The sequence below is a fragment of the Halopseudomonas salina genome, from assembly GCF_008641105.1.
Window position 1 is genome coordinate 391,066 of the sequence record NZ_VTTI01000003.1, and the last position, 22,006, is coordinate 413,071.

A 22,006-nucleotide genomic window follows, 5' to 3' on the forward strand; every position below is an offset into this window, starting at 1 on the left:
TCAGCGGATGCTGCTTATCAGAGTATCAAACAAGGATCTTGCAACCTGTAGTACCTGCGCCGAGGCGTTGTAATACTGCTCGAACTTGATCAGATTCGCGGCTTCCTCATCAAGGTTGACCGCCGATACCGAGTCACGATTATTGGTCGCCTGCTTGAGTACAGCCGCACTTGAATCGCTATCAGAGCGGGCCTGTGCGGTAAAGGTCGCTACGCGTTGAACCAGGTCGCCGTAACCATCAACAAAGGAAAAACCACTGCGACCTCCCGCCTGCCCCAGAACGGCCTTGGTTTGGAGCTCGGACAATGCCAGGGCATTACGGTTATCTGACTTACCTTCGTTGAAATTGATATTGAAGGTATCACCATCCAGTGGTGTGCCGGTCATTTTCATGCTGAAACTGTAGCCATCCACTTCCCATTCCAGGGTGTTGGTCTGCCCCGGGACAATGCTCAAAGCTGTTGGGGTTATCACACCTGCGGCGCTGGAAAGCGTCAGTGTATTACTGCCCTGGGCATAGCTCATCTCGATTGGAAGAAAGTTCTGCATTACAGCAGGGTCAATCGGTTGCGGTCCCTCTACCAGGGTCGGCTGAGTAATTTTCGCCGTACCCCGATTTGCCAGGCTGCTATCGGCGCTAGCAGGAGCTGCAAAACCCAGCTCCTCCGGTTGCTGCATGACCGACTCCATGCCGCCAGAGCCGTAGCGTGTGGGAGTGACCAGGAAGCGGTCCCCTGCCGCCACACTGCCACCGGTGGGTAGCGTGATCGTAAAACCATCAACCTCGGGAGCAGTTGCAGCCGTAATATCGATAGGCCCGGTGACCGCGTTGTCGCTTACCCGCCGGATACTGTATTGCGTTGCACTGCTGAACAACACTTCATAATCCGAAGTGCTCAACTCTGAGGTGTCAGAAATGAACACATTCAGCTTGGTATTTGGGTCACTGTTGGTTGGACGTGCCTGGCTGCGCAAATCAAGCTGATCAGGACTGTTGATATCCTTGAACAGCTGGCCACCGGCCTGACCATTGACGTCCAGGCCTTGTCCCAACTGGCTGTTGACCTCGTCGGCAATCGACAAAGCCAGCCGACCTACCGAGTTCAATGCCTGATCAAGCACGTCCTGGCGATACCGTATCAGACCGCCTAGCTGACCACCGCTGATCAAGCTGGTAATACCCTGGGCAGATCCCCCGCTGACCAGCTGCACCTCCGCGCGTGAAGGATCTGCAGTCCCTTGTACCACTTGCAGGCTAGAAGCCTCCTTGCCAACTACCAGGGGCTGACCGGAACCAACGAACAGGTTGATGCTGTTATTGTCCTGCGGCACTACCGTCACACCGATCAGCTCACTGAGTTGACGCACCGCTTCATCACGGGCGTCGAACAGGTCATTGGGTTCGGAGCCGTTTGCTACGGCGCGGCCGATGGAGTCATTGTACTGGGCAATAGACTCCGACAGACGGCTGACCTGACCGGTAAGCGTTCCCATCTGCTGACCTATGAATTCAGTCTGGGTCGATAGACGGGTCTGCACGGTATTGAAGCGCGAGGCCAGGCCTTCGGATTCGGACAAAAATAGCTGACGAGCAGGCAGGCTTGCTGGATCCTCGACCGAAGTCTGCAGTGCATCGAAGAAGTTCTGCAAGCCGGGGGTGATACCTGTAGCGGTTCCCGACAAGAGGGTGTTGAGCTCTTCCATCTGCGTCTGGAAAGCGCCTACCTCTGAATTGATCGCGGTACTGCTGCGCACCTGATTGCTCAGGAACTCGTTATAGACCCGCTGCACATCGACAATACTGGTGCCGTTGCCAATGTACCCCGCACCGGTAAAGCTGGGGTCGCGCGCGGCTTGAACAGCAGTCTGGCGGCTGTAACCGGGCGTGTTAACGTTGGAAATATTCTGCCCGGTAACCGACAAATTGGTCTGGCTGGCCTTGAGGCCGCTGAGTCCAATACCAAAAAGATCTGCCATGGTTATGCCCTGCCTGTGCTGGAGTCAGCATCAGCCTGGGCGACCTGCGTGGCCTGCTGAGTGCTGGTTTCGCTCAGTAACTGCCGGGCTATCTGGGACACTTTACGGGCATACTGCGGGTCGGTAGCGTAGCCGGCCTGCTGCAGCTCGCGGAAGAAAGTATCCGGGTTCTCGGTACGCGCCAGCGCCTGCTTGTAACGACCGTTCCCCTCAAGGAAATTCACGTAATCGTCAAAGCTCTGCTCGAAGGAAGCATAGCTGCGAAAACTCGCACGCTCCTGGCCCTTTACGCCATCACGGTACTCATGGGTCATCACGCTCGCCGATTCCCCCTGCCAACCGCCATGGGCCTTGATACCGAAAAGGTTATGGCTGTTACTGCCATCAGGCTGCTTGATGATCGACTTGCCCCAGCCGGTCTCAAGGGCAGCCTGAGCCACCAGATAATGCGGATCAACGCCCAGTCGCGCAGCTGCCTTCTCGGCCATGGGCAGCATTGCCTGAACAAATTCACCAGAACTGGCAAAACGCGTGGGACCCGGACCCACAGGTGCGGCCTGGGCAATGGCGTCAGCGGTGGTTGGCTGACTGCGAGCCACGCCCTGCATTGCACGCAGCGGCTGCCAGGCCTGTGAAGGCTCAGACTGCAGCGGCGCGGAAGAGGCAGCAGAACCACCGGGGTTGCCTGCCAGAGCCATCTGTGTAGCCCCGTGACCCAGGGAAAAGCCCAGCCGACGCTTGGCCAACAGGGCAGAATGGTCGGGCAGATTGCCATTGCCATTCCCGCCTGGCGCAGCCGCAGACAAGTCAGATTTCAGCACCGGCCGCTCCAGGGCAGTACCTGACGTTGCAGGGGTCTTCTCCGGGGACAGTTGCCGCATCATCACGTCAGCCAGGCCTAGGCCCTGCTTCTCAGACAGATGAACGGACATCTGGTTGTCGTACATGTCCTGATAGAACTTGGTCTGAGGCGTGTTAAGCGGGTTACCTTCAGCAAAGGCCTGATTGGCATCGCGCATGCTCTTGACCATCATGTTCATGAACAGGGATTCGAACTGCTCGGCGACGCGCTGCATGTTCTCCGGGCTATTGGCCTTGGAACCGGCTTTCAACTCGCTCATGGAGTTGATGTCGGTATAGCTGATGCCGTTGGGGTTCATGATCGCGTCCTCGCTCAGATAACGACAAGTTCGGCGTTTAAAGCGCCGGCCTGTCTCAGGGCTTCAAGAATGGCCATCAGGTCGCCTGGGGCAGCGCCGACCTGATTGACCGCACGCACTATCTCGTCCAGTGACACGCCCGGATTGAACACGAACATGCGACTGTCACCTTCTTCGATATTGATCTGCGAGCTGGGCGTGACTACTGTCTGGCCGCCGCCAAATGGTGCGTCTGGCTGATCCACCTGGATGTTCTCACTGATGGTCACGGTCAGACCGCCATGGGTAACCGCCGCCGGCTGGACACGGACATCCTGGCCAATAACGATGGTGCCGGTACGCGAATTGATCACGATTTTCGCTGCGGCATTACCCTGATCCACCTGCAGATTTTCAACCATGGACATGTAGTCCACACGCTGATTTGGATCCAGCGGCGCGCGCACGGTAATAGAACCGGCATCCTGCGCCTGAGCAACCCCCGCGCCGAAGGTATTGTTGATCTGGTCCACCACTCGCTTGGCGGTCGTAAAATCCGGGCGATTAAGGTTGAACACCAGATGATCGCCACTGGCAAAGGGGCTGGTAACTGCGCGCTCTACAGTAGCCCCGGCAGGAATACGTCCCACGCTTGGCACGTTGACGGTTATGCGCGAACCATCGGCACCCTCGGCGCCAAAGCCGCCAACTACCAGATTGCCCTGGGCGATGGCATAGACCTGGCCATCAATACCCTTGAGCGGGGTCATTAGCAGGCTGCCACCGCGCAGGCTCTTGGCATTACCAATCGACGAGACGGTAATATCGATCGTCTGCCCCGGCCGCGCAAAGGGGGGTAGTTCGGCATGAATCGCCACTGCTGCGACGTTCTTGGTCTGGATGCGCGTACCCGGCGGCACAGTAATACCAAACTCAGTCAACATGTTGTTGAAGGTTTGCACGGTAAAGGGTGTCTGGCTGGTCTGATCGCCAGAGCCGACCAAGCCCACCACCAGGCCGTAGCCGATCAGCTGGTTGGTACGTACCCCGGCCACGCTGGCGATATCCTTCAACCGCTCGGCATGGACCAGGGGGGCAGCAAGCACAAGACATAGGCACATCAGCAGCTTACGCATACTCACTACTCCTAGAAGGGCCACATGGGGCTCATGAAGAACTGGCTGAGCCAACCTGGCTGACTTGCATTGGCGAAAGCACCGGTGCCCGAGTAGGCGATACGTGCGTCGGCAATACGGGTTGAAGGCACGGTGTTATCCGGCCCGATATCCTCACTGCGAACCAGACCGGAGACACGAATAAGCTCGTCGCCGTTATTCAAAGTAATCCATTTTTCGCCGCGCACGCGCATCACGCCGTTGGGCAGGACTTCGAAAATTGTCGCGGTTATCGAGCCGTTCAGACTGTTGGTCTGATTCGCCTCCGAGTCGCCGGCAAAGGTGCGATTTCCGCCAATATCCACACCCAGATTCAAGCCCTTGGCGCCGACCACATTCCCCAGCAGTGTGGGATTGGCGATCTGAGTCGAGCTGTTCTTGCTGATCTCGTTATCGGCACTCTTGCGTGCAGCAGTGCGCTCCTGCAGCGTGATGGTAATAATGTCACCCACCCGGTTGGCCTTGCGATCGTCATACAGGTTGGTCTCGAAGCCGGCCTGATAGATTGCGCCGTTGTTGAGCTCCGTCGGTATCGGGGTGCGCGGCATGATCGGCGCGTAGGACGGATCATTGGGGGCCGGTGGCATCTGCATGCAGGCCGCAAGACTCCCAAGGATCAGCACAACCAGTGCAAGACGCAGGAATTTCATCTTAGTCATTCCCATTAAAGGTTCTGGCTGACGTACTGCAGCATCTGGTCAGCCGTCGAGATCACCTTGGAGTTCATTTCGTATGCGCGCTGCGTCGTGATCATGTTGACCAGTTCCTCGACAACACTGACGTTGGAATTTTCCAGGGTGTTCTGCAGCACCGTACCCAAACCGTTCTGTCCTGGATTACCTGCCTGGGGGGCACCGCTGGCGGCGGTCTCCAGGAAGAGGTTATTGCCGATGGACTGTAGACCGGCCGGATTGACGAAGTTTGCAGTCTGCAGAATGCCCAGCTGCTGGGCTGCCGGATCACCGAAAACGGAAATGCTTACCGTGCCATCCTCACCCACGGTGAAGGACTGCACATCGTCGGGCAACTGGATGGCCGGCTCCAGGGGAAAGCCACTGGAGGTCACAATCTGGCCGTCCGCATCCAGGTGAAAGCTGCCATCGCGGGTGTAGCCAATATTGCCGTCGGGCATCAGAATCTGAAAAAAACCTTTGCCATTGATCGCCAGGTCCAGGGGTTGCTCGGTAGTCTGCAGCGTGCCTTCGGTGAAGATCTTCTGCGTGCCGGCAACACGAACACCGGTACCCAACTGCAAACCTGACGGCAGCTGCGTGTCCTGGGTGGTCTGGCCGCCCGGCTGGCGTTTGATCTGATACAGCAGATCCTCGAACTCGGGACGATCACGCTTGAAGCCCGTAGTCGCCACGTTCGCCAGGTTGTTGGAAATGGTGGTCAGCATGGTGTCCTGGGCGGACAGTCCGGTCTTGCTTACCCAAAGTGCTGCGTGCATATGCTTCTCCTAGCGCGTCACTGACTGAGTGAGGCGGCTGCTCAGGTTCAACTGATCTGCAGAATCTTGTTGGTGATTTGGCTGTTCTCTTCGGCCGTGCGCATCATCTTGATGTGCAGCTCGAACTGACGGGCCAGGGACAACATCGCCGTCATTTCTGACACGGCATTGACATTGCTGCTTTCCAGAAAACCGGACGCAACACGCACTGCCGCGTCAGCAGGCTGCTCGGCCTCGTTCTCCACGCGCATCAAGCCATCCTCACCCTTGCGAATGGTGGCCGGGTCGGGATTGACCAGTTTGATACGGTCCACCTCGGCCAACACATTGGGGGCCTCACCTTCTGCACGAATACTGATAGTGCCATCCTGACCGATTTCGACCTTGTCAGCCGGAGGCAGCGCGATCGGGCCGGCGTTACCCAGCACCGGCATACCACTACCGGTACGCAACAGGCCGAAGGCGTCAATTTTCAGGCTGCCTGCACGGGTGTAGGCCTCCGTACCGTCGGGAGCCTGGACGGCAATCCATCCCTGCCCTTCTACGGCAATATCCAGGTCGCGCCCGGTCTCCTGCATGCTGCCAGAGGCAAAATCGGTTCCAGGCCTTTCGGTCATTGCATAGGCACGTGTGGGATGGGCCTCGCCATACACAGGCATCGACCGCGCCTGTTCGAAGTCACGACGAAAGCCAGTGGTACTCACGTTCGCCAGATTGTTGGCATGAGCCTGCTGAGCCAGCATATTCTGGCTGGCGCCGGTCATGGAGATGAAAAGTGATTTGTCCACGCTGTACTCCCGTTGCGACAAGGAATTGCCGCTTTGCTACTATCACAGGAAAATAAAGCACGGTTCATGCCAAAAAGTGATTTATCGCACTTTTAGCATATAAAACAAACAGATAGAATCACCATAAAAAACAGGGCGGCAATACAAACGGGATAGACCCGCCGGTATTGCCGCCCTGCCATTGCCGGAATATTGCCGGAACTTACCTGAGGTTGATGATGGTCTGAGTAACCGCATCAGCTGTCTGGATCGTCTTCGCGTTAGCCTGATAGTTACGCTGGGAAATGATCAGGTTGATCAATTGCTCCGACAGGTCGACGTTTGACTGCTCCAGAGCCCCTGACTGGATACTGCCTTGCGTACCGGTACCAGGCGCACCTACCACCGGCTCACCGGAGGCAGAAGACTGGGCCCAGGCGGTTTTTCCCAGCGGCGTCAGCCCTTGCTGATTGGCAAAGTTGGCCAACACTACCTGGCCCTGGGTACGAGTCTGACCGTTGGTATAACGCGCAACCAACAAACCGGCGTCGTCAATTTCCAGACCCGCCAGATCCCCAGTAGTGAAGCCATCCTGGACTACAGCGGTGACCGCAAAGCTAGCTGCAAACTGGGTGCTGCCCGCCAGGTCTATATCAAAGGAGGCCGGGGATTCAGCACCGGTTTCACGTCCCGCGCTGTCCAAAGGGACCCAGTTCTGAATACTGCCAAGCGGCTGGGGAGTGGTCAGCTCGCCTACGCTGTTAAAAGTCAGTTCTGTAGGTGTGGGCGCAAACGCGGCATCCGTGGGCAAAGCGTTATTGGTGGCAGGATCGTTGGTAACCTGGCGCCCATCAATCATGGTAAACATGTCCCACTGATTACCGTCAGTTTTCACAAAGTACTTGGTCAGTGTATGAGCATTACCCAGACTGTCAAAAATGTTCACCGAAGTAGAGCTGTTGTAGGTCGCCGAGTTAGTCGGATCAAAAGTATCACGCGCGGCCGCAAGCGCATCTGCCGGCGTGCCACCTGCCGCAATTTCCGTATCATAAGCCTGCTGCCAGATGGCCGGACGAACGTTTGTTGAATTCAGGTTCAGGGTAGAATCGACTACCGATGTTGCTCTGGGATCCGCAGAACGAGTGTCCACACGCAGATCGGTCTGCACTCCCTGATTGATCTGACCCGTCACAGGATTAACGCCGAAGCCTTGCAGACGCTCACCGAAGTTATTGGAGATAAAACCGTCCCGGTCAGTACCGAAGTAACCAGCACGGGTATAGCTGAGCGCACCGTCGTTACTGGTGACAAAGAAGCCATTACCGTTGATAGCAAGATCCAGACTGTTCTCGGTAAAGTTGATGTTGCCCTGGGTAAACTGCTGGGCCACGTTCCCCAGCAATACACCGCTGCCCTGGGCATTGCTGCCCGAGCCAAGGACTGAGGCTGCATACACATCAGAAAATTCTGCGCGCGAACCCTTGAAGCCGACAGTGCCGGCGTTCGCGATGTTGTTACCGGTAATATCCAGATCGGATGACGCCGCCCGGATACCACTCAGACCGATATTGAAAGACATGGTTACTCTCCTAGCCGATGTAGATCGGACGACTGTTACTGACCAATGGAAACGATATTTGAAAGACTGATACTGCCGAGGCCCGCAACGTTGAGCATCATTTCGCCACCCTTGCCATTGCCCAGGGACACACTGTCCACGTTGGCAGGTAGCAGGGTGGCGAGTTGCTTGTTGTCACCTTCGATAGCGGCCTGAGCTTCGAATTTGTACTTACCGGGCGGCATCAGATTGCCGCTGCTGTCCTTGCCGTCCCAGACAAAATCGTGCATACCGCTAGCCTGGCTACCCAGGTTCAACCGGGTAACCACGCTACCCGCGGCATCGGTGACATTGACGTAGACATTGTCGCTGGCCGCGGGTAGAGCCAACTGCCCCTTGATCCCCTTGGTGGTATCTACCATGGCCTGATCCGCCGGCACGATGACCGTGCGACCTACCAGAGAAGAAGCCTGCAAGGCCTGTGAAGACTGGTAGCCGTTAAGCAGCGACTCCATCGAGGAATTCAGCGTTTCAATACCCTCAACCGTACTGAACTGAGCCAATTGAGCAATAAACTCGCCGTTCTCTTGAGGCGACAGCGGGTCCTGATTGTTCATCTGAGTCACCAGCAACTTGAGAAACTCGTTCTTGCCAAGCTCACCGCCCTTGGCGTCACGGCTCTGGTCCACCTTGTACTGATCCAGAACGCCTTCACCTACACTCAGTGCACTAGAAATACTCATTGTCTTGAAGCTCCTGTCACTGACCCAGTGTGAGAACGCGCTGCAACATGGTCTTGGTTGCGTTCATGATTTCTACGTTGGTTTGATATGCCCGTGAAGCGGCCATCATGTTGGCCATTTCTTCGACAATGTTGACATTCGGATAGAACACATAGCCCTGCTCATCCGCCATCGGATGATCAGGTTCGTACCGTGATTGCAACTCGGCATCGGACTCAACCACACCCAGAACCTCAACGCCCTGCCCTGCCTGCTCCTGAGAGGCAAAAAGCGATTGGCCCATGCCCTGCTGCTGCTCGTTGAACATGGTTGCAAAAACCGGGTGCCTGGCCCTGTAGGTCTCACCAGTGCTGCTGGAAACCGTTTCAGCATTGGCGATGTTACTGGCCGTGGTGTTCAGTCGCAGCGACTGTGCGCTCATACCGGAGCCGGAGATGTTGAAAACGTCATTGAGAGACATGGCTTATTCTCCGCGCAGGGCTGTCATCAGCCCCTTGAATTTGCTGTTGAGAAAAGTAAAGCTGGCCTGCAGTTCGATCGCATTCTTGGCGAAAGCGCTTTGCTCGACGTCAGCGTCAACAGTGTTGCCGTCCAGTGATGGCTGCAAGGGCGTGCGGAAGCGCAGACCTGCAGCCTGGTCGAGCAGGCTTTCGGTATTGATATGCCGGGAATGTGTGGTACTGGCGGCAAACCCCTTGTCATCTCCACTCTGCTGAGCAGCCAGCACCGCCTGGAAATCCAGGTCACGCGCTTTGTAATTTGGGGTTTCCGAGTTGGCGACATTATTGGCTAGAACGGCCGCACGCTGACCGCGGAAAGTCAGTGCTTTCTCATGGATACCCAGAGCATTGTCAAAATTGATCGTCATTTGCGCATTCCTCTTGTGGCAATAAATGGCCACACAGTTCTCTCTGCGCAATAACAAAGCAGGTTCCGTGCCAAAACACGAAACCCTTTATATTCAATGAGTTGAAAGGAAGAACAATTCAGAGCGGCAATGGATTACCGTTGGACGGCATTCCGTTGGACGGCACTTCCCTGGACGGCAGGTCACCCAGCGGCAAGGAGGCCCGAAGCTTGCGGCTTGTAGCTATTTTGCCTTGTAGACAATACCCGGACTGCACTGAACCATCTGATAGAGATCAGGGAGGCCATTCAACGCCTCGGACGCACCAAGCATCAGATAACCGCCGGGCTTGAGGGTCCCGTGTATGCGTTTGAGGATATCTTTCTTGAGATCAGCAGAAAAATAGATAAGCACGTTGCGGCAGAAAACAATATCGAACTTGCCCAGCATCGAATAACTGTCTAGCAAATTCATGGCGCGGAACTCGACCCGACTGCGGATCGGTTGCTTGACTGTCCAGCGACCCGGACTGCCCTGGTCGAAATAACGCGCCAGGCGCTCGGAGGAGAGTCCGCGGGCGATTGAAAGACTGTCGTACTCCGCCGATTTTGCGGCGGTCAGGATACCCCCGGACAGATCGGTGGCGACAATTTGACAGCCACCACGCAGCTGACCGGGATTGCTGCGCTCAAACTCATCAATGGCCATGCTCAATGAGTAGGGCTCCTGTCCTGACGAGCATGCTGCAGACCATATTCGCGGTCGCTGACCGGGGTTGGCCTTCACGAATTCGGGTAGCAATCGGTTTTTCAACACGTCGAATGGATAGACATCTCTAAACCAGAGTGTCTCGTTGGTGGTCATTGCATCCACGACCAACTCTCGCAGCCCACTGCGGGGCTGCGTCTGAATCCGCGTTACCAGCTCGCCCAGGCTTTTGATGCCCTGCTGCTCGAGTAACCGGTTCAGCCTACTGGCTACGAGGTACTGTTTATTGTCGCCCAGCACAATGCCGCACGCTTTTTCCAGAAACTCCCTGAAAACATGAAAATCTTGGTTTGCCGAGGTCACGCAGCCCATCCTGTAATCAATTGAATTGCTTCCCCATGCGGCGATCTACTCACGCAGTGCGTGCAGGCGATCAATCACCCTTTGTGCCAGCTCATCCGGCTTGAACTTGGCGAGGAAATCGTCTGCACCCACCTTTTTTACCATTGCCTGATTAAACACGCCCGAAAGCGAGGTGTGCAACAGGATATGCAAACCGGCCATACGTGGATCACCGCGCACCTCGGCGGTCAGCGTGTACCCATCCATTTCCGGCATTTCGATGTCTGAAACCATCATCAACAGATCAGATACACCCTGGCCATTTTCGACCAAGTCACGAAGCCAGTTGAGCGCCTGACGTCCATCGTTGAGCGCGACCACTTCCACACCCACTTCCTGCAGACATCGGACGACCTGTTTGCGCGCCACCGATGAGTCATCAACGATCAGCACCTTGCGCGCCAGAGCTTCGGTATGGGTTACCTCATCGATCACACCTGCGGTGATGGTCTCCACAGTTGGCACGACTTCGGCAAGAATCTTCTCGACATCGATAATCTCGACCATCTTGTCGTCGACGCGGGTCACCGCTGTCAGGTAATGGTCGCGACCGGTGCCCCGTGGCGGCGGGTGTATTTCTGACCAGTTCATATTGACGATTCGTTCGACTGAACGCACCAGAAAGCCCTGAACACGGTAGTTATATTCGGTGATGATCACGAACGCCGTACTCAAATCATCGAGCCCCGGCCCACCAGTGGCCTTGTTGAGGTCGATGATGGGCAGGGTACCTCCGCGAATATGCGCGACCCCCCGCACGACCGGATTCAACCGCGGCAAGATAGTGAGCTTGGGACACTGCAGCACCTCCTTCACCTTGAAAACATTGATGCCGTACAACTGCGGTCCTGCAAGGCGAAACAGCAAGAGTTCCAGGCGGTTCTGACCGACCAGCTGGGTACGTTGGTTTACCGAATCCATTACGCCAGCCATGGACGACTCCTCAAATATCTTGAATGAAACGGCATGCATCTTGCTGCGCTGTTAGGGTAGTGCTCGTTACGGCGTTTTTTTGACATGCGCCAACCCACTCGTCATCAAGGTTCATTGTATGCGTTTTCTCACAGGGTGCGCGGTATTGCCGCTATTTTTTTGCGCAGGCGTTTCCGCCAATCCACTGATTGATCAACTTATCGGCGCGACCACCTCTTTTCTTGAGCAAGAAATCGAGAGTCACCTGCAGCGCAGTGCACGGGACGCCCGCTACGAGGTCACAGTCAATCGCCTGGACAACCGGCTACGCTTGCCGTTGTGCCCGGAGGGAGCGCTGCATGCCGAACTGGAAAGCCCGGCCGAACCTGTCGGCCGGGTCACCGTGCGACTCAGTTGTGACAGTGAGGTGCGCTGGCGGCTCTTCGTGCCGGCCCAGGTGAGTCTGTACCAACCCGTTCTTGTGACCACTCGGCCACTGTCGCGCCATGCCGTGATTACCATGCAGGATATCACCCTGCTCGAGCGTGACGTGGGTCTTTTGAACAACGCCTATCTGACCGACATTGCTCAGGTAGCGGGCCTGCGCCTGAGACGCCAGGTGGCGGCCGATACGGTTTTGGCGCCCAATCAGCTGGAGCAGCAGGAGGTCGTCAAACGAGGCGACAAGGTGGTGATCAGTGCTGCCAACAGCCATGTATCGGTGCGCATGCCGGGCGAAGCCCTGGAAAACGGAAATATGGGCAGTCAGATACGTGTGCGAAATTCGCGCTCCGGTCGCGTGGTCAAGGCCAGAATCACCGGCCCCGGGCAGGTTGAAGTCGCAATGTGAAGTTATTGCTCATTTGCTCTATAATCGGATCGTGAAATTCGGCGAAGAAACGTGACCAGATTCACATAAATTTTTCCTAAAGTTTTGACTGCATCGGCCGTTACAGGTGTTAGTAAAGCATTCAGGTTCTGAGGAAAACAGAATGGTTATTGACTTCAACGCATCAAACAGTGCCAATCGGGGTGCCCAGACAGGCGCTACCATGGGCAAGCGTGATGCCGCGGCCGAAGGCACCCGTCCTGCCGCGCAAGGAAACGCGCAAAACACACCTGCGGAAGATGGACAGGTCAAATTGAGCCCACAGGCCCAGCAGTTACAAGCAGTGGAAGAGCGGCTGCGTGAACTGCCAGTGGTCGATAGCGAGCGTGTAGCCCAGATTCGGCAGGCCATCAGTGATGGCAGCTATAATGCTGACAGCGGCCGCATTGCTGACAGACTGCTGGCTCTGGAATAACCCTGCGGAGCCGTGTCCGGACTCCTTGCCGGTATAGCGATTAGCGGAGAAAGCGGATGGAACAGTTGGAGAAGGTGTTCTTGCAAGCGCAGCCGGACTGCGAAGCTTTCGCCGAACTTCTGGACCAGGAGCAACAAGCGCTTATCAACCGTGACATGGATGAGCTTGAGAAACTGCTGTCTGCCAAAGCCCCCTTGGTCGACGCCCTCGCTCATCATGACCTCGCTATTCGAACTTGGTGCTCGCAGATTGGTATTGCGCCCGGAGATGGGCTCGAAGCACACATCAGATCCTCAGGAGCCGCTACGCTACTGGAGGTCTATTCTGCATTTCAGAACGCGTTGCAACGCTGCCAGGCAGCCAACCTGCGCAACGCGCGACTGGTCCGGCATAATCAACAGGCCACTGGCCGCTTACTTGATCTTCTGCGTAATCAGGGTGAGGCAAGTCAGAGCGTATACGATCGTCAAGGTGTTGCCAGCCGTTCCGGTAATCAACGCAACCTGACCAAGGCCTGAACGGCGTGTCAGATAGCCAGCATACTGTAGTAGTATGCCTGACCTTTTGAACTCGAGAGCCTTCAGTGTCCAGCTTATTCAACCAGGAACCAGGACCGCAGCCACCGCGGGACGTCCGTTCTCCAGTAGAGATTCTCTCGCTGCTGAAAAATATCCAGCAGCACCGTGATCATCTGCGCGTTACCTTCGCTGACCGTCCGCAAAAGTTTCAGAGCTTCATTGTGCAGATAGACAATGCCACCAAGACCCTCTGGATTGACGAGATGATGCCCCGCGATGGCGACCGGTTTGCCACCGCGGGAGAAGCATTTCGAGTAGACGCCTGGCATGAAGGCGTACACATGCGCTGGCACTGTCCCGGCGTGCAAAGGTTGATGCTTGATGGAGTGCCTACCTATTGCGCTCCCCTTCCCGAAGAGATGGTCTATCACCAGAAGCGTGGGGCCTTCAGGGCTGCCGTGCGACGCAGCATGGAACTGTCGGTGCATCTGGGTCACTCAGAGCGCAATGTGGCCCTGGATGGCACCCTCATTGATATCTCCGCAACAGGCTGCAAGGCCCGTTTTAGCGGAGACTGCACACACCAGTTGCCGCCGGGAGACCTGTTTGAGCGTTGTTCTCTGGAACTTCCGGAAAGCGGGCGCCTCAACCTGAGCATCGAGATACGGCATGCCCAGTACGATTCGGGCAGCAACGAAACCCAGGTCGGACTGGCCTTTCGTCAGAATCAGGCGAATGTGCAACGCCAGATAGATCGCTTCGTGAACTATCTGCAGCGCGAGGCACGTCGCCTCGAAAAGGAAGATCTTTTCTAGCTGACCCCTACCTGACTAGCCCCTAACCGGGGCGATGGTCGTCCTGGTCTTCATCAAGGTCCGCGCCAGCACCCGGCGCAACATCATCGCGCATCTGTTCTTCCACCTGTTGTTCGTCTACTCGTGGATCCATTGCAGCCGACAACGAAGAGGTTACAAGGTTACCCCCCGATGGCAGAAAGTGAATTGGTGCGTCCAGCGACAGATTCTCTCCGGTGACCCGTTCGGGCCTGACCCGCATTACCAGCACCAGCGTGCAAAGTGCCATGAACACGTAAAGCATATTGGGCCCTAGCAACTTCATCAGTATGGACCCCAGCAGCGGCCCGAAGCTCGCCCCCAAACCAAAGGTCACCAATAGCATGGCTGAAAGCGCTACACGATCATCCGGATCGATGTGGTCGTTAGCCAAGGCAACAGCAATTGGATACAGGGTAAATGCCAAGACGCCAAACATACTGCTCATCACGAGCAACCCGAAAGGAGGTAAGGGCACCAGCGCGATGATCAGAACCACGCCCGTCAGGATAATGGCGTTGATCTGGATCATCCTGCTCCGGTCCAGTCGATCGGAAAGCCATCCAGCCGGCCATTGTGCGACCAGGCCCGCGCCAATGGTAACCGCCATAAAAACACCGATTTCCGATGTCGCCAGCCCAACACCCGTGGCGAATACAGGTGCCATACCGTAGAACGACCCAAGCAACAACCCTGACACCGCCACCGTGGTGAGCGCCAGAGGAATACGACTCAAAAACACGCGTACCTTCATAGGTGCAGGGTGCAGAGGCGCAGGGTGGATTCTGTTGGTAACGGCAACAGGCACTAGGCACAGGGAGAAGCACATAGAGACAATCAGCAGATGACTGAGATCCAGCTCTGGCATCACCGTCAAAATCCCCTGCCCCATTGCCAGGCCCAGAAAGGTCACAGACATGTAGCTGGCGAACACCATGCCCCGCTGATGAGGCTCTGCCTGTTCGTTGAGCCAGCTTTCCAGGACCATGTACTGGCACATCATAGCCACACCAACAACAATCCTGAGAACGAACCAGATCTGAACGTCCGCAGTCATCGCATGCCCAAGTACAGAGGCAGTCACCACTCCCGCGCTGGCCACAAACGCACGAATATGTCCCACCTTGGCAATCAACCGGTGACCTACGGACGCGCCAGCAACCAGACCAATGTAATAACCAGTCATAAGCAGGCCAATCCATATCTCGTTGACCCCTTCGGCAGCCAGACGCAGGCCCAGGTAGGTACCGAGTAGACCACTACCGACAAGCATCAGGAAGGTAGCAAAATACAACGAGGAAAAGGCCATGATACTTCTGGGCATTCAAACTCCGATGTGGCTGAAGGGTGCAGTGGACAGTCTAGGACAATACTGAAAAAAAACAGGGAAATTCAGGCCAGCAGAATTGGTCAATGACAGGCAGGCGCGCATATTAGCAGCTCGCGAGCATGCTTCCCATCGGCGCCTGAGGAATTGCCACAAACTGCTCTTTCACACAAAATCCCTGCATCAGGATGAACGCTTGTGTGTCCGAAAAGTCCACTGAAAGGGAGTATACGGAGCGTGCGCAGGAATCTGACCATGAGGAGTTGTCCATGACCACGGGTATTCTCGCAGTCGACATAGGCGGGCTCAGCATCAAAGCCGCGGTGCTGGATATAAAGGGCCACATGCTGACGGAGCGTTTGCGGATCGTGACACCCCATCCTTGTCCGCCCGACCTGCTGCTTGACCTGGTGACCAGCCTCACGCGGGACATGCCCGCCTTCAACCGTATTTCCGTCGGGTTCCCCGGGGTCGTGCGCCAGGGCCGTGTACTCACTGCGGCCAATTTACAAAGCGATGAATGGATTGATTTTGAACTGGCCAAGCAGTTATCGGTACGCCTTGGAAACTATCCAACTCGCGTCATCAACGATGCCGATATGATCGGATTTGCATTGATCGACGGGGTTGGCCTGGAAATCGTGGTCACTCTCGGGACCGGCTTTGGTACTGCCATTTTCCGCGACGGTGACTTGATGCCACATATGGAGCTCGCGCATCACCCTATCGCCGAAGGTCGGACCTATGACCAGTACCTGGGCGATGCCGAATTAAAAAAAATTGGCAGCAAGACGTGGAATGAACGACTGGCCCTGGCCCTGGCCCTGCTCAATACACTTTTCCATCCTGACCAGATCTTGCTGGGCGGCGGCAATGCGCGTTACGTCAGCACAAGCCTGCCTGCCAACACTCGGATCGTTTCAGAGGCCAGGGGAATCTCAGGCGGTGCGGCACTGTGGCGTGAATACCCGCCTCTGCCTGACCTGTCGCACAATTAGCCTCCGGTAACCGTCCATCGGGCGCTTCACCACTGGGATGATGACCAACACTAGCGCCACGCCAATACCAACCAGCCGCAATATCAGAATGACTACGGTGGACAGCTATGCCTCTAGCACCGCCTTGCGGTTCCCATCCTGGTCGATGTCGCGAATGAATTCGGCGTCGGTGGTTTTATTGGACGGTATCTCAGGGGCTGGTAGAGTCGAAACCCAGAACGTGATGGCCAATTGGGGCCAATCCGTCGAATGACTGCGTCAATTGAAACTGAACACCACAGAAGACCTATTCAAACAGCTATGCGGAAATCCAGTATGCACGCAACAATCAATGCGCGCACCAGCGCGCCTGACCTGAGCCAGATCGATCTGGACGCGCGTTACACACTCGCCCAAGAACTTGCTCTCGCAGCCGCAAGACAAGGCAAGACCCGCTACAACGAGCGCGCCAAACTGACAATCGAGCACAAGAACAATGATTTCCAGGATGTAGTCAGCGAGGTAGACCGGCAACTGGAGGATCTGATTCGTCAGACACTGGCCAAGCGTTTTCCGGAGGATGGTTTTGTCGGCGAAGAAAGCGGCGCTGCTCAACTGAGCGCGCGCTGCGTTTGGGTAGTCGATCCCATTGACGGTACGGCGTGCTTCGTTAACGGCCTGCATTCATGGTGCGTATCCATTGGCATGATGATTGATGGTGTGCCTTGCGTGGGAGCCATCGCTGACCCGAACCACGACGAGTTGTTTCATGGTTGCATTGGCCGCGGCGCCTTCGTCAACAACACGCCCCTGCGGGTCAGCCAGGCGTCCGATATAAGGGAGGGATTGACAGGTGTTGGCACCTTCCACCCAAGTGGCAAGGAGAACTTTCTGCCTTTTCTACAAAAGCTGCTGGCCGACGGTGGCATGTTCATTCGCAATGGGTCAGGAGCCCTGACCACGGCCTACGTCGCAGCTGGGCGATTGATCGGTTACTACGAGACGCAGCTCAAAAGTTGGGATTGCATGGCTGGATTGGTTCTGGTTGCCGAGGCCGGAGGAAGGCGGAGCGACTTTCTGCGTGGAGAGGGTCTGCTGCAAGGCAACCCTTTTCTGGTAGCCGCGCCGGGTGTGTATGACCAGTTGGCGCGCATGATCGGACCTTCGCTGGATGAGGACTGACGTCGCCAGCCTTACGCCATCATTGGGAGTCGGTAGCCACCGTTCCGGCTCCCCCGCCCAGGGCGATATACAGGGCCACCAGATTCTCCATTTTTGCCCGCTGGATCTGCACCAGCGCCTGCTCTGCTTCAAATAGGGTACGCTCGGCGTCCAGCACCTGTAGAAAATTGACAACTCCCTCATCGTAGCGATCACGCGCCAGCTCTGCGATATTGCCCAATGTAGCGACGTTGTCCTCCTGGAGGGCCAGTTGCTCGGCCAGGTAACGGCGGCCCGCCAGCGCATCGGCCACTTCGCGGAAGGCCGCCTGAATGGTGCGCTCATATTCGGCTATAGCGATATTTTCCCGAGCTTGTGCCACCGTGAGGTTGGCATCGCGTCCACCGAAATCGAATATCGGTAAGGTGACGCTCGGACCGATGCTCCAGAACTTGTTATCACCACTGATCAGGCCATCCAGTTCGCCGGAGGCGTAGCCGGCATTGCCAGTCAGGGAGATACTGGGGAAGAATGCTGCCCGGGCCACCCCGATGTTGGCCCTCGCCGCGCGCAAACGTTCTTCTGCGGCAATGATGTCTGGCCGGCTGTAAAGCAGCTCTGAGGGTAAGCCTGCCGCCAGGGCGCTAGCGGGTAGCTGGCGGTCCAGCGGATACGGCTCCGGCAAGGGTGACGACGTCGCAGCCCCGGTCAACAGCGTAAGGTAATTCTGTTGTTGAGCCACCGTCAGGCGCAGCTCCGCCAATTGCGTCTGCGCCTGTGCCAGCAGAGCCTCTGCCTGATTGTATTCCAGCGCCGAAGCGATACCTGCGTCCAGGCGAACCCTCGATATGCGCACCTCGTCACGCCGGTTTGCGACGGTGGATTGCGCTAACTGCATACGCTGCTCGGCCCCTCTGACTGAGAGGTAGGTAGCGGCCACATCGCCGACCAATGACAGCTGAAAAGCCCGCTGCGCCTCCAGGGTCGCCAGGTACTCGGCTCGCGCGCCCTCGGCAAGATTGCGAACCCTGCCCCAGAAATCGAGTTCGAAGGCGGCCACTCCTACCTCTACGGTATAACGCTCGGTCACCCCTCCACCCGACAAACCCGCTGCAGGCGCTGCCGAGCCGCCCGTACCGGAGGCTCCAGCACCCGCTGAGGGAATCGCCGAACGACTGCGAACCGCACTTGCCCCCAGCGCCAGCGTCGGATAGCGGTCGGCATCGCGCACCCGGAACTGCCCGCGCGCTTCCTCTATTCGTGCGACTGCTATTTGCATATCGCGGTTATGCTCTAGCGCCGTGTCAATGAGAAGCCGTAAACGCGGGTCGAGAAAAAACCTGTTCCAGCTTACCTCACTGGCGATCAACTCCCCCTGACCTGGCTGGAGCGACGCGGGATATTGTTGGTTGGTCGGCAGCATGGGCCGTTGGTGTTCCGGAGCAAACTGGCAACCGACAAGCAGAAACCCCACCAGTACAGGTAGCAAGATATTACGCATCACCGGCTCCCTGTATTGATCCCTTTTCACCATCCGAGTTGTCGTCATCTTCGTGCTGGCGGCTGGGTGGGCGGCGGCGGCTCAACCAGCGTCTGACACAAAGATAAAACAGCGAAATATAAAACAGTCCGAAGATAGTGGCGGCCAGCATCCCGCCAATCACGCCAGTGCCCACCGCAGCGCGACTGGCAGCGCCCGCCCCGCTGGACATGATGAGCGGCAACATGCCAAAGATGAAGGTTAGCGAGGTCATCAGTACCGGGCGAAAGCGCATGCGGACCGCGCTCATGATCGCCTCGTGAATGGATTTGCCGCGCCCCTCTTCTTCAATCGCAAATTCGACGATAAGAATCGCATTCTTGGCCGACAAGCCGATGATCGCCACCAGCCCCACGTTGAAATACACATCAGCCGGCATCCCGCGCAACATGGCGAACAGAATCGCCCCCAGCGCCCCTAGGGGAACGACCAGCAATACCGCGATGGGCATTACCCAGCTTTCGTACAGCGCCGCCAATACCATGAGCACCACGAGCATCGACAACCCCAGCAGCAAACCCACCTGACCGGATGCCTGCTGTTCTTCGTATGACGCTCCTGACCATTCAAAATCAAAGCCGCGCGGCAGGTCCTGGGCCAGACGCGCCATCTCGTCCATCGCCTCGCCACTGGTATAACCGGATGCGGCGTTGCCCGATAGCGTAATGGCCGGGTAGCCGTTGTAGCGCTGTAGCTGTATCGGTCCCCGTGTCCACTCGGCTGTGGAGAACGCACCAAAGGGGACGTTGTTACCCATTTCATTGGGTATCTCCAACTGCAGCACATCTTCGGGGGTGATCCGGTAGGGCGAATCGGCCTGCAGCAACACGCGCAGCACCTCGCCGTCCATATTGAAATCATTCACGTAGGCACTACCAAATGTCGTACTCAGGCTGGCGTTGACTTCAGCTATCGAGAGGCCGAGCGCCCTTGCCTTGATACGATCGATATCTACCTTCAGTTTAGGTGCCTGATCCGCGCCCTCGGGCCGCACGCCTTCAAGCATCTCACTTTCACTTGCTGCGCCCAGTAATTGGTCCCGGGCTTCCAGCAGCGCCTCATAGCCGTTATTACCGCGATCTTCCAGCTTGAACGTGAACCCGCCTGCCACGCCGAGTGCCGGGATGGATGGCGGATTGAGGGCAAAGACACGCGCTTCACGTATCTGCGAAAAGGCCCCGGAGGCCTCATTGACCAGCTCCGGCGCACGCTGCTCGCGATCCGCCCAGGGAAGCAACCTGACAAATGCCATGCCGTGGGCCTGACCCTGACCAAAAAAGCTGAATCCATAAACCGCCAGCGTGTGTTCGACTGCCGCACTGTCAGCATAGAAGTCCTTCACCTGATCCATAGCGGCGGTGGTGGCATTGATGGTTGACCCAGGCGGCGCCTGCACCACGGTCATGACCGAGCCCTGGTCCTCCTGGGGCAGGAATGCTGTGGGCATACGCAGGTAGAGCACCGCGACCAGCGCCAGCAGGGCCGCAAACCCCAGCAGGAACCACAGCGGATGGGCAAGCACGTAACTGACCGCGCCATGATATCGATCGGTGGTGCGCTTCATGCCGCGGTTGAAGGGTCCGAAAATACGGTCGCTCCAACGCTGTTTTTTATCCTGCTCGTCGTCACGGGGCTTGAGCAGGGTAGCGCAGAGCGCCGGAGTCAGGGTCAAGGCCAGGAAGGTCGAAATCCCCACTGCTATGGACAGGGTGACCGCAAACTGCCGGTAAATACCCCCACTGGAGCCCGGAAAGAATGCCAAAGGGACGAATACCGCGATCAATGCCAGGGTCGTGCCGATGATCGCGGCGCTAACCTGTCCCATGGCCTCCACCGTAGCCTCGTAGGGCGCCATGCCCTCCTCGTCGATCAGTCTCTTTACATTCTCCGTGACGACAATCGCATCATCCACCAGGGTGCCGATTGCCAGCACCATGCCGAACAGACTCAGCAGATTGATCGAGAAGCCGACCAGCCAGAGACCCAGGCAGGTGCCTACCAGTGCGATAGGGATCACGATGGTAGGAATCACGACCGTGCGCCAGTTCTGCAGAAACAGCAGCATGATCAGCACCACCAGCCCGATGGCCTGCGCCAGGGTCAACAGCACCCGCTCGATGGAACTGGAGATAAAGGGAGTAGAGTCGTAGGGAACCATCCATTCGATATCGCCCGGAAACGCTTCTTCCAGTTCACCCATGCGCTTTTTCACCGCCGCGGCGGTATCCAGCGCATTCGCGCCCGGCGCCAGTTGCACCGCCAGGCCCGCATTGGGCTGATCGTCCAGTTCGCTACGCGAGGCATAATCCTGGGCGCCTAACTCGATTCGCGCCACGTCCTCCAGCCGCACCACAGAGCCATCCGGATCAGCGCGCAGGATAATTTCGCCGAACTCTTCAGGTGAGCTCAGTCGCCCGCGGGTTTCCAGGGGTGCGTGTATCTCGATACCCTCACTGAGCGGCAGGTCGCCCAGTGCGCCGCCGGCAGCCTGACTGTTCTGGGCTCGCACCGCAGCCAATACATCGCTGGGGGACATGCCGAAGCTCGCCAGACGATCGGGGTTAAACCAGATGCGCATCGCATAGAAAAAAGCGTCGCAGTTCATTGACAATATTGGTGGTGGCGTAATGGCCCAGCTCGAGACTGCTCATCTCACCGCTTTCAGACA

General features: G+C 57.0%; 21 protein-coding genes. 6 read left to right on the forward strand and 15 right to left on the reverse strand.

The annotated features are described in order from the left end of the window. The 12 genes from flgK to FZF01_RS07195 all read right to left on the reverse strand — a co-directional run bounded on the left by flgK (window position 1) and on the right by FZF01_RS07195 (window position 11,699). On the reverse strand, window positions 1-1,977 hold the full coding sequence (flgK, locus tag FZF01_RS07140) for a flagellar hook-associated protein FlgK (RefSeq protein WP_150277449.1): 1,977 nt from the start codon (window positions 1,975-1,977) through the stop codon (window positions 1-3). 2 nt (window positions 1,978-1,979) lie between these two features. Then, window positions 1,980-3,137: a flagellar assembly peptidoglycan hydrolase FlgJ gene (gene flgJ / locus FZF01_RS07145; protein WP_150277450.1), complete on the reverse strand. Its 1,158-nt coding sequence runs from the start codon at window positions 3,135-3,137 to the stop codon at window positions 1,980-1,982. Between the two features lie 14 nt (window positions 3,138-3,151). Next, window positions 3,152-4,252: a flagellar basal body P-ring protein FlgI gene (locus tag FZF01_RS07150; RefSeq protein WP_150277451.1), complete on the reverse strand. Its 1,101-nt coding sequence runs from the start codon at window positions 4,250-4,252 to the stop codon at window positions 3,152-3,154. 11 nt (window positions 4,253-4,263) lie between these two features. Then, window positions 4,264-4,941, reverse strand: coding sequence for a flagellar basal body L-ring protein FlgH (gene flgH, locus FZF01_RS07155; protein WP_150277452.1), 678 nt, complete (start codon window positions 4,939-4,941; stop codon window positions 4,264-4,266). Between the two features lie 14 nt (window positions 4,942-4,955). Continuing rightward, window positions 4,956-5,741, reverse strand: coding sequence for a flagellar basal-body rod protein FlgG (flgG, locus tag FZF01_RS07160; protein WP_150277453.1), 786 nt, complete (start codon window positions 5,739-5,741; stop codon window positions 4,956-4,958). A 47-nt stretch (window positions 5,742-5,788) separates the two neighbouring features. Then, window positions 5,789-6,529, reverse strand: coding sequence for a flagellar basal-body rod protein FlgF (gene flgF, locus FZF01_RS07165; protein WP_150277454.1), 741 nt, complete (start codon window positions 6,527-6,529; stop codon window positions 5,789-5,791). A gap of 202 nt (window positions 6,530-6,731) precedes the next feature. Continuing rightward, entirely contained in the window at window positions 6,732-8,087 is a 1,356-nt protein-coding gene (flgE, locus tag FZF01_RS07170; protein ID WP_150277455.1) for a flagellar hook protein FlgE, read from the reverse strand. 35 nt (window positions 8,088-8,122) lie between these two features. Next, a complete protein-coding gene (gene flgD / locus FZF01_RS07175; RefSeq protein WP_150277456.1) occupies window positions 8,123-8,809 on the reverse strand; it encodes a flagellar hook assembly protein FlgD in 687 nt (228 codons plus the stop codon). 16 nt (window positions 8,810-8,825) lie between these two features. Next, window positions 8,826-9,269 carry a flagellar basal body rod protein FlgC gene (gene flgC, locus FZF01_RS07180; protein WP_150277457.1) on the reverse strand — a complete coding sequence of 148 codons (444 nt, stop codon included), beginning with the start codon at window positions 9,267-9,269 and terminating at the stop codon, window positions 8,826-8,828. Between the two features lie 3 nt (window positions 9,270-9,272). Continuing rightward, complete coding sequence (gene flgB, locus FZF01_RS07185) at window positions 9,273-9,677, reverse strand: flagellar basal body rod protein FlgB (protein ID WP_150277458.1); 405 nt, start codon at window positions 9,675-9,677, stop codon at window positions 9,273-9,275. Window positions 9,678-9,899: 222 nt separating this feature from the next. Next, complete coding sequence (locus FZF01_RS07190) at window positions 9,900-10,727, reverse strand: CheR family methyltransferase (RefSeq protein WP_188434294.1); 828 nt, start codon at window positions 10,725-10,727, stop codon at window positions 9,900-9,902. Between the two features lie 45 nt (window positions 10,728-10,772). Beyond that, window positions 10,773-11,699, reverse strand: coding sequence for a chemotaxis protein CheV (locus tag FZF01_RS07195; RefSeq protein WP_150277460.1), 927 nt, complete (start codon window positions 11,697-11,699; stop codon window positions 10,773-10,775). A 118-nt stretch (window positions 11,700-11,817) separates the two neighbouring features. Here FZF01_RS07195 and flgA point away from each other — a divergent pair, with 118 nt between their 5' ends. The 4 genes from flgA to FZF01_RS07215 all read left to right on the forward strand — a co-directional run bounded on the left by flgA (window position 11,818) and on the right by FZF01_RS07215 (window position 14,315). Further along, window positions 11,818-12,528, forward strand: a complete 711-nt coding sequence (gene flgA, locus FZF01_RS07200; RefSeq protein ID WP_150277461.1) for a flagellar basal body P-ring formation chaperone FlgA — start codon at window positions 11,818-11,820, stop codon at window positions 12,526-12,528. Between the two features lie 142 nt (window positions 12,529-12,670). Then, window positions 12,671-12,982 carry a flagellar biosynthesis anti-sigma factor FlgM gene (gene flgM, locus FZF01_RS07205; RefSeq protein WP_150277462.1) on the forward strand — a complete coding sequence of 104 codons (312 nt, stop codon included), beginning with the start codon at window positions 12,671-12,673 and terminating at the stop codon, window positions 12,980-12,982. Window positions 12,983-13,038: 56 nt separating this feature from the next. Continuing rightward, window positions 13,039-13,500, forward strand: coding sequence for a flagella synthesis protein FlgN (locus tag FZF01_RS07210; RefSeq protein ID WP_150277463.1), 462 nt, complete (start codon window positions 13,039-13,041; stop codon window positions 13,498-13,500). A gap of 65 nt (window positions 13,501-13,565) precedes the next feature. Then, window positions 13,566-14,315, forward strand: coding sequence for a flagellar brake protein (locus FZF01_RS07215; protein ID WP_150277464.1), 750 nt, complete (start codon window positions 13,566-13,568; stop codon window positions 14,313-14,315). A 22-nt stretch (window positions 14,316-14,337) separates the two neighbouring features. On the opposite strand, the gene FZF01_RS07220 is transcribed toward FZF01_RS07215, so the two are convergent. Further along, window positions 14,338-15,657, reverse strand: a complete 1,320-nt coding sequence (locus FZF01_RS07220; protein WP_150277465.1) for an MFS transporter — start codon at window positions 15,655-15,657, stop codon at window positions 14,338-14,340. A 272-nt stretch (window positions 15,658-15,929) separates the two neighbouring features. Between FZF01_RS07220 and FZF01_RS07225 the strand changes: the two genes are divergently transcribed. Both FZF01_RS07225 and FZF01_RS07230 read left to right on the forward strand, forming a co-directional pair. Then, a complete protein-coding gene (locus tag FZF01_RS07225; RefSeq protein WP_150277466.1) occupies window positions 15,930-16,658 on the forward strand; it encodes an ROK family protein in 729 nt (242 codons plus the stop codon). Window positions 16,659-16,973: 315 nt separating this feature from the next. Further along, window positions 16,974-17,819: an inositol monophosphatase family protein gene (locus FZF01_RS07230; RefSeq protein WP_150277467.1), complete on the forward strand. Its 846-nt coding sequence runs from the start codon at window positions 16,974-16,976 to the stop codon at window positions 17,817-17,819. 19 nt (window positions 17,820-17,838) lie between these two features. On the opposite strand, the gene FZF01_RS07235 is transcribed toward FZF01_RS07230, so the two are convergent. Continuing rightward, on the reverse strand, window positions 17,839-19,299 hold the full coding sequence (locus FZF01_RS07235) for an efflux transporter outer membrane subunit (RefSeq protein ID WP_150277468.1): 1,461 nt from the start codon (window positions 19,297-19,299) through the stop codon (window positions 17,839-17,841). Beyond that, window positions 19,292-21,943, reverse strand: a complete 2,652-nt coding sequence (locus tag FZF01_RS07240; protein WP_223825430.1) for an efflux RND transporter permease subunit — start codon at window positions 21,941-21,943, stop codon at window positions 19,292-19,294. The genes FZF01_RS07235 and FZF01_RS07240 overlap by 8 nt, the downstream gene beginning before the upstream one ends. Window positions 21,944-22,006: the final 63 nt, after the last annotated feature.

Coding starts and splice junctions, on each gene's coding strand:
- flgC (WP_150277457.1), bottom strand. CDS start 9,269: ATGTCTCTCAATGACGTTTTCAACATCTCCGGCTCCGGTATGAGCGCA.
- flgB (WP_150277458.1), bottom strand. CDS start 9,677: ATGACGATCAATTTTGACAATGCTCTGGGTATCCATGAGAAAGCACTG.
- flgG (WP_150277453.1), bottom strand. CDS start 5,741: ATGCACGCAGCACTTTGGGTAAGCAAGACCGGACTGTCCGCCCAGGAC.
- FZF01_RS07210 (WP_150277463.1), top strand. CDS start 13,039: ATGGAACAGTTGGAGAAGGTGTTCTTGCAAGCGCAGCCGGACTGCGAA.
- FZF01_RS07230 (WP_150277467.1), top strand. CDS start 16,974: ATGCACGCAACAATCAATGCGCGCACCAGCGCGCCTGACCTGAGCCAG.
- FZF01_RS07235 (WP_150277468.1), bottom strand. CDS start 19,299: ATGCGTAATATCTTGCTACCTGTACTGGTGGGGTTTCTGCTTGTCGGT.
- flgM (WP_150277462.1), top strand. CDS start 12,671: ATGGTTATTGACTTCAACGCATCAAACAGTGCCAATCGGGGTGCCCAG.
- flgJ (WP_150277450.1), bottom strand. CDS start 3,137: ATGAACCCCAACGGCATCAGCTATACCGACATCAACTCCATGAGCGAG.
- flgD (WP_150277456.1), bottom strand. CDS start 8,809: ATGAGTATTTCTAGTGCACTGAGTGTAGGTGAAGGCGTTCTGGATCAG.
- FZF01_RS07220 (WP_150277465.1), bottom strand. CDS start 15,657: ATGCCCAGAAGTATCATGGCCTTTTCCTCGTTGTATTTTGCTACCTTC.
- FZF01_RS07240 (WP_223825430.1), bottom strand. CDS start 21,943: ATGAACTGCGACGCTTTTTTCTATGCGATGCGCATCTGGTTTAACCCC.
- FZF01_RS07150 (WP_150277451.1), bottom strand. CDS start 4,252: ATGCGTAAGCTGCTGATGTGCCTATGTCTTGTGCTTGCTGCCCCCCTG.
- flgA (WP_150277461.1), top strand. CDS start 11,818: ATGCGTTTTCTCACAGGGTGCGCGGTATTGCCGCTATTTTTTTGCGCA.
- FZF01_RS07195 (WP_150277460.1), bottom strand. CDS start 11,699: ATGGCTGGCGTAATGGATTCGGTAAACCAACGTACCCAGCTGGTCGGT.
- FZF01_RS07225 (WP_150277466.1), top strand. CDS start 15,930: ATGACCACGGGTATTCTCGCAGTCGACATAGGCGGGCTCAGCATCAAA.
- flgH (WP_150277452.1), bottom strand. CDS start 4,941: ATGAAATTCCTGCGTCTTGCACTGGTTGTGCTGATCCTTGGGAGTCTT.
- flgK (WP_150277449.1), bottom strand. CDS start 1,977: ATGGCAGATCTTTTTGGTATTGGACTCAGCGGCCTCAAGGCCAGCCAG.
- flgE (WP_150277455.1), bottom strand. CDS start 8,087: ATGTCTTTCAATATCGGTCTGAGTGGTATCCGGGCGGCGTCATCCGAT.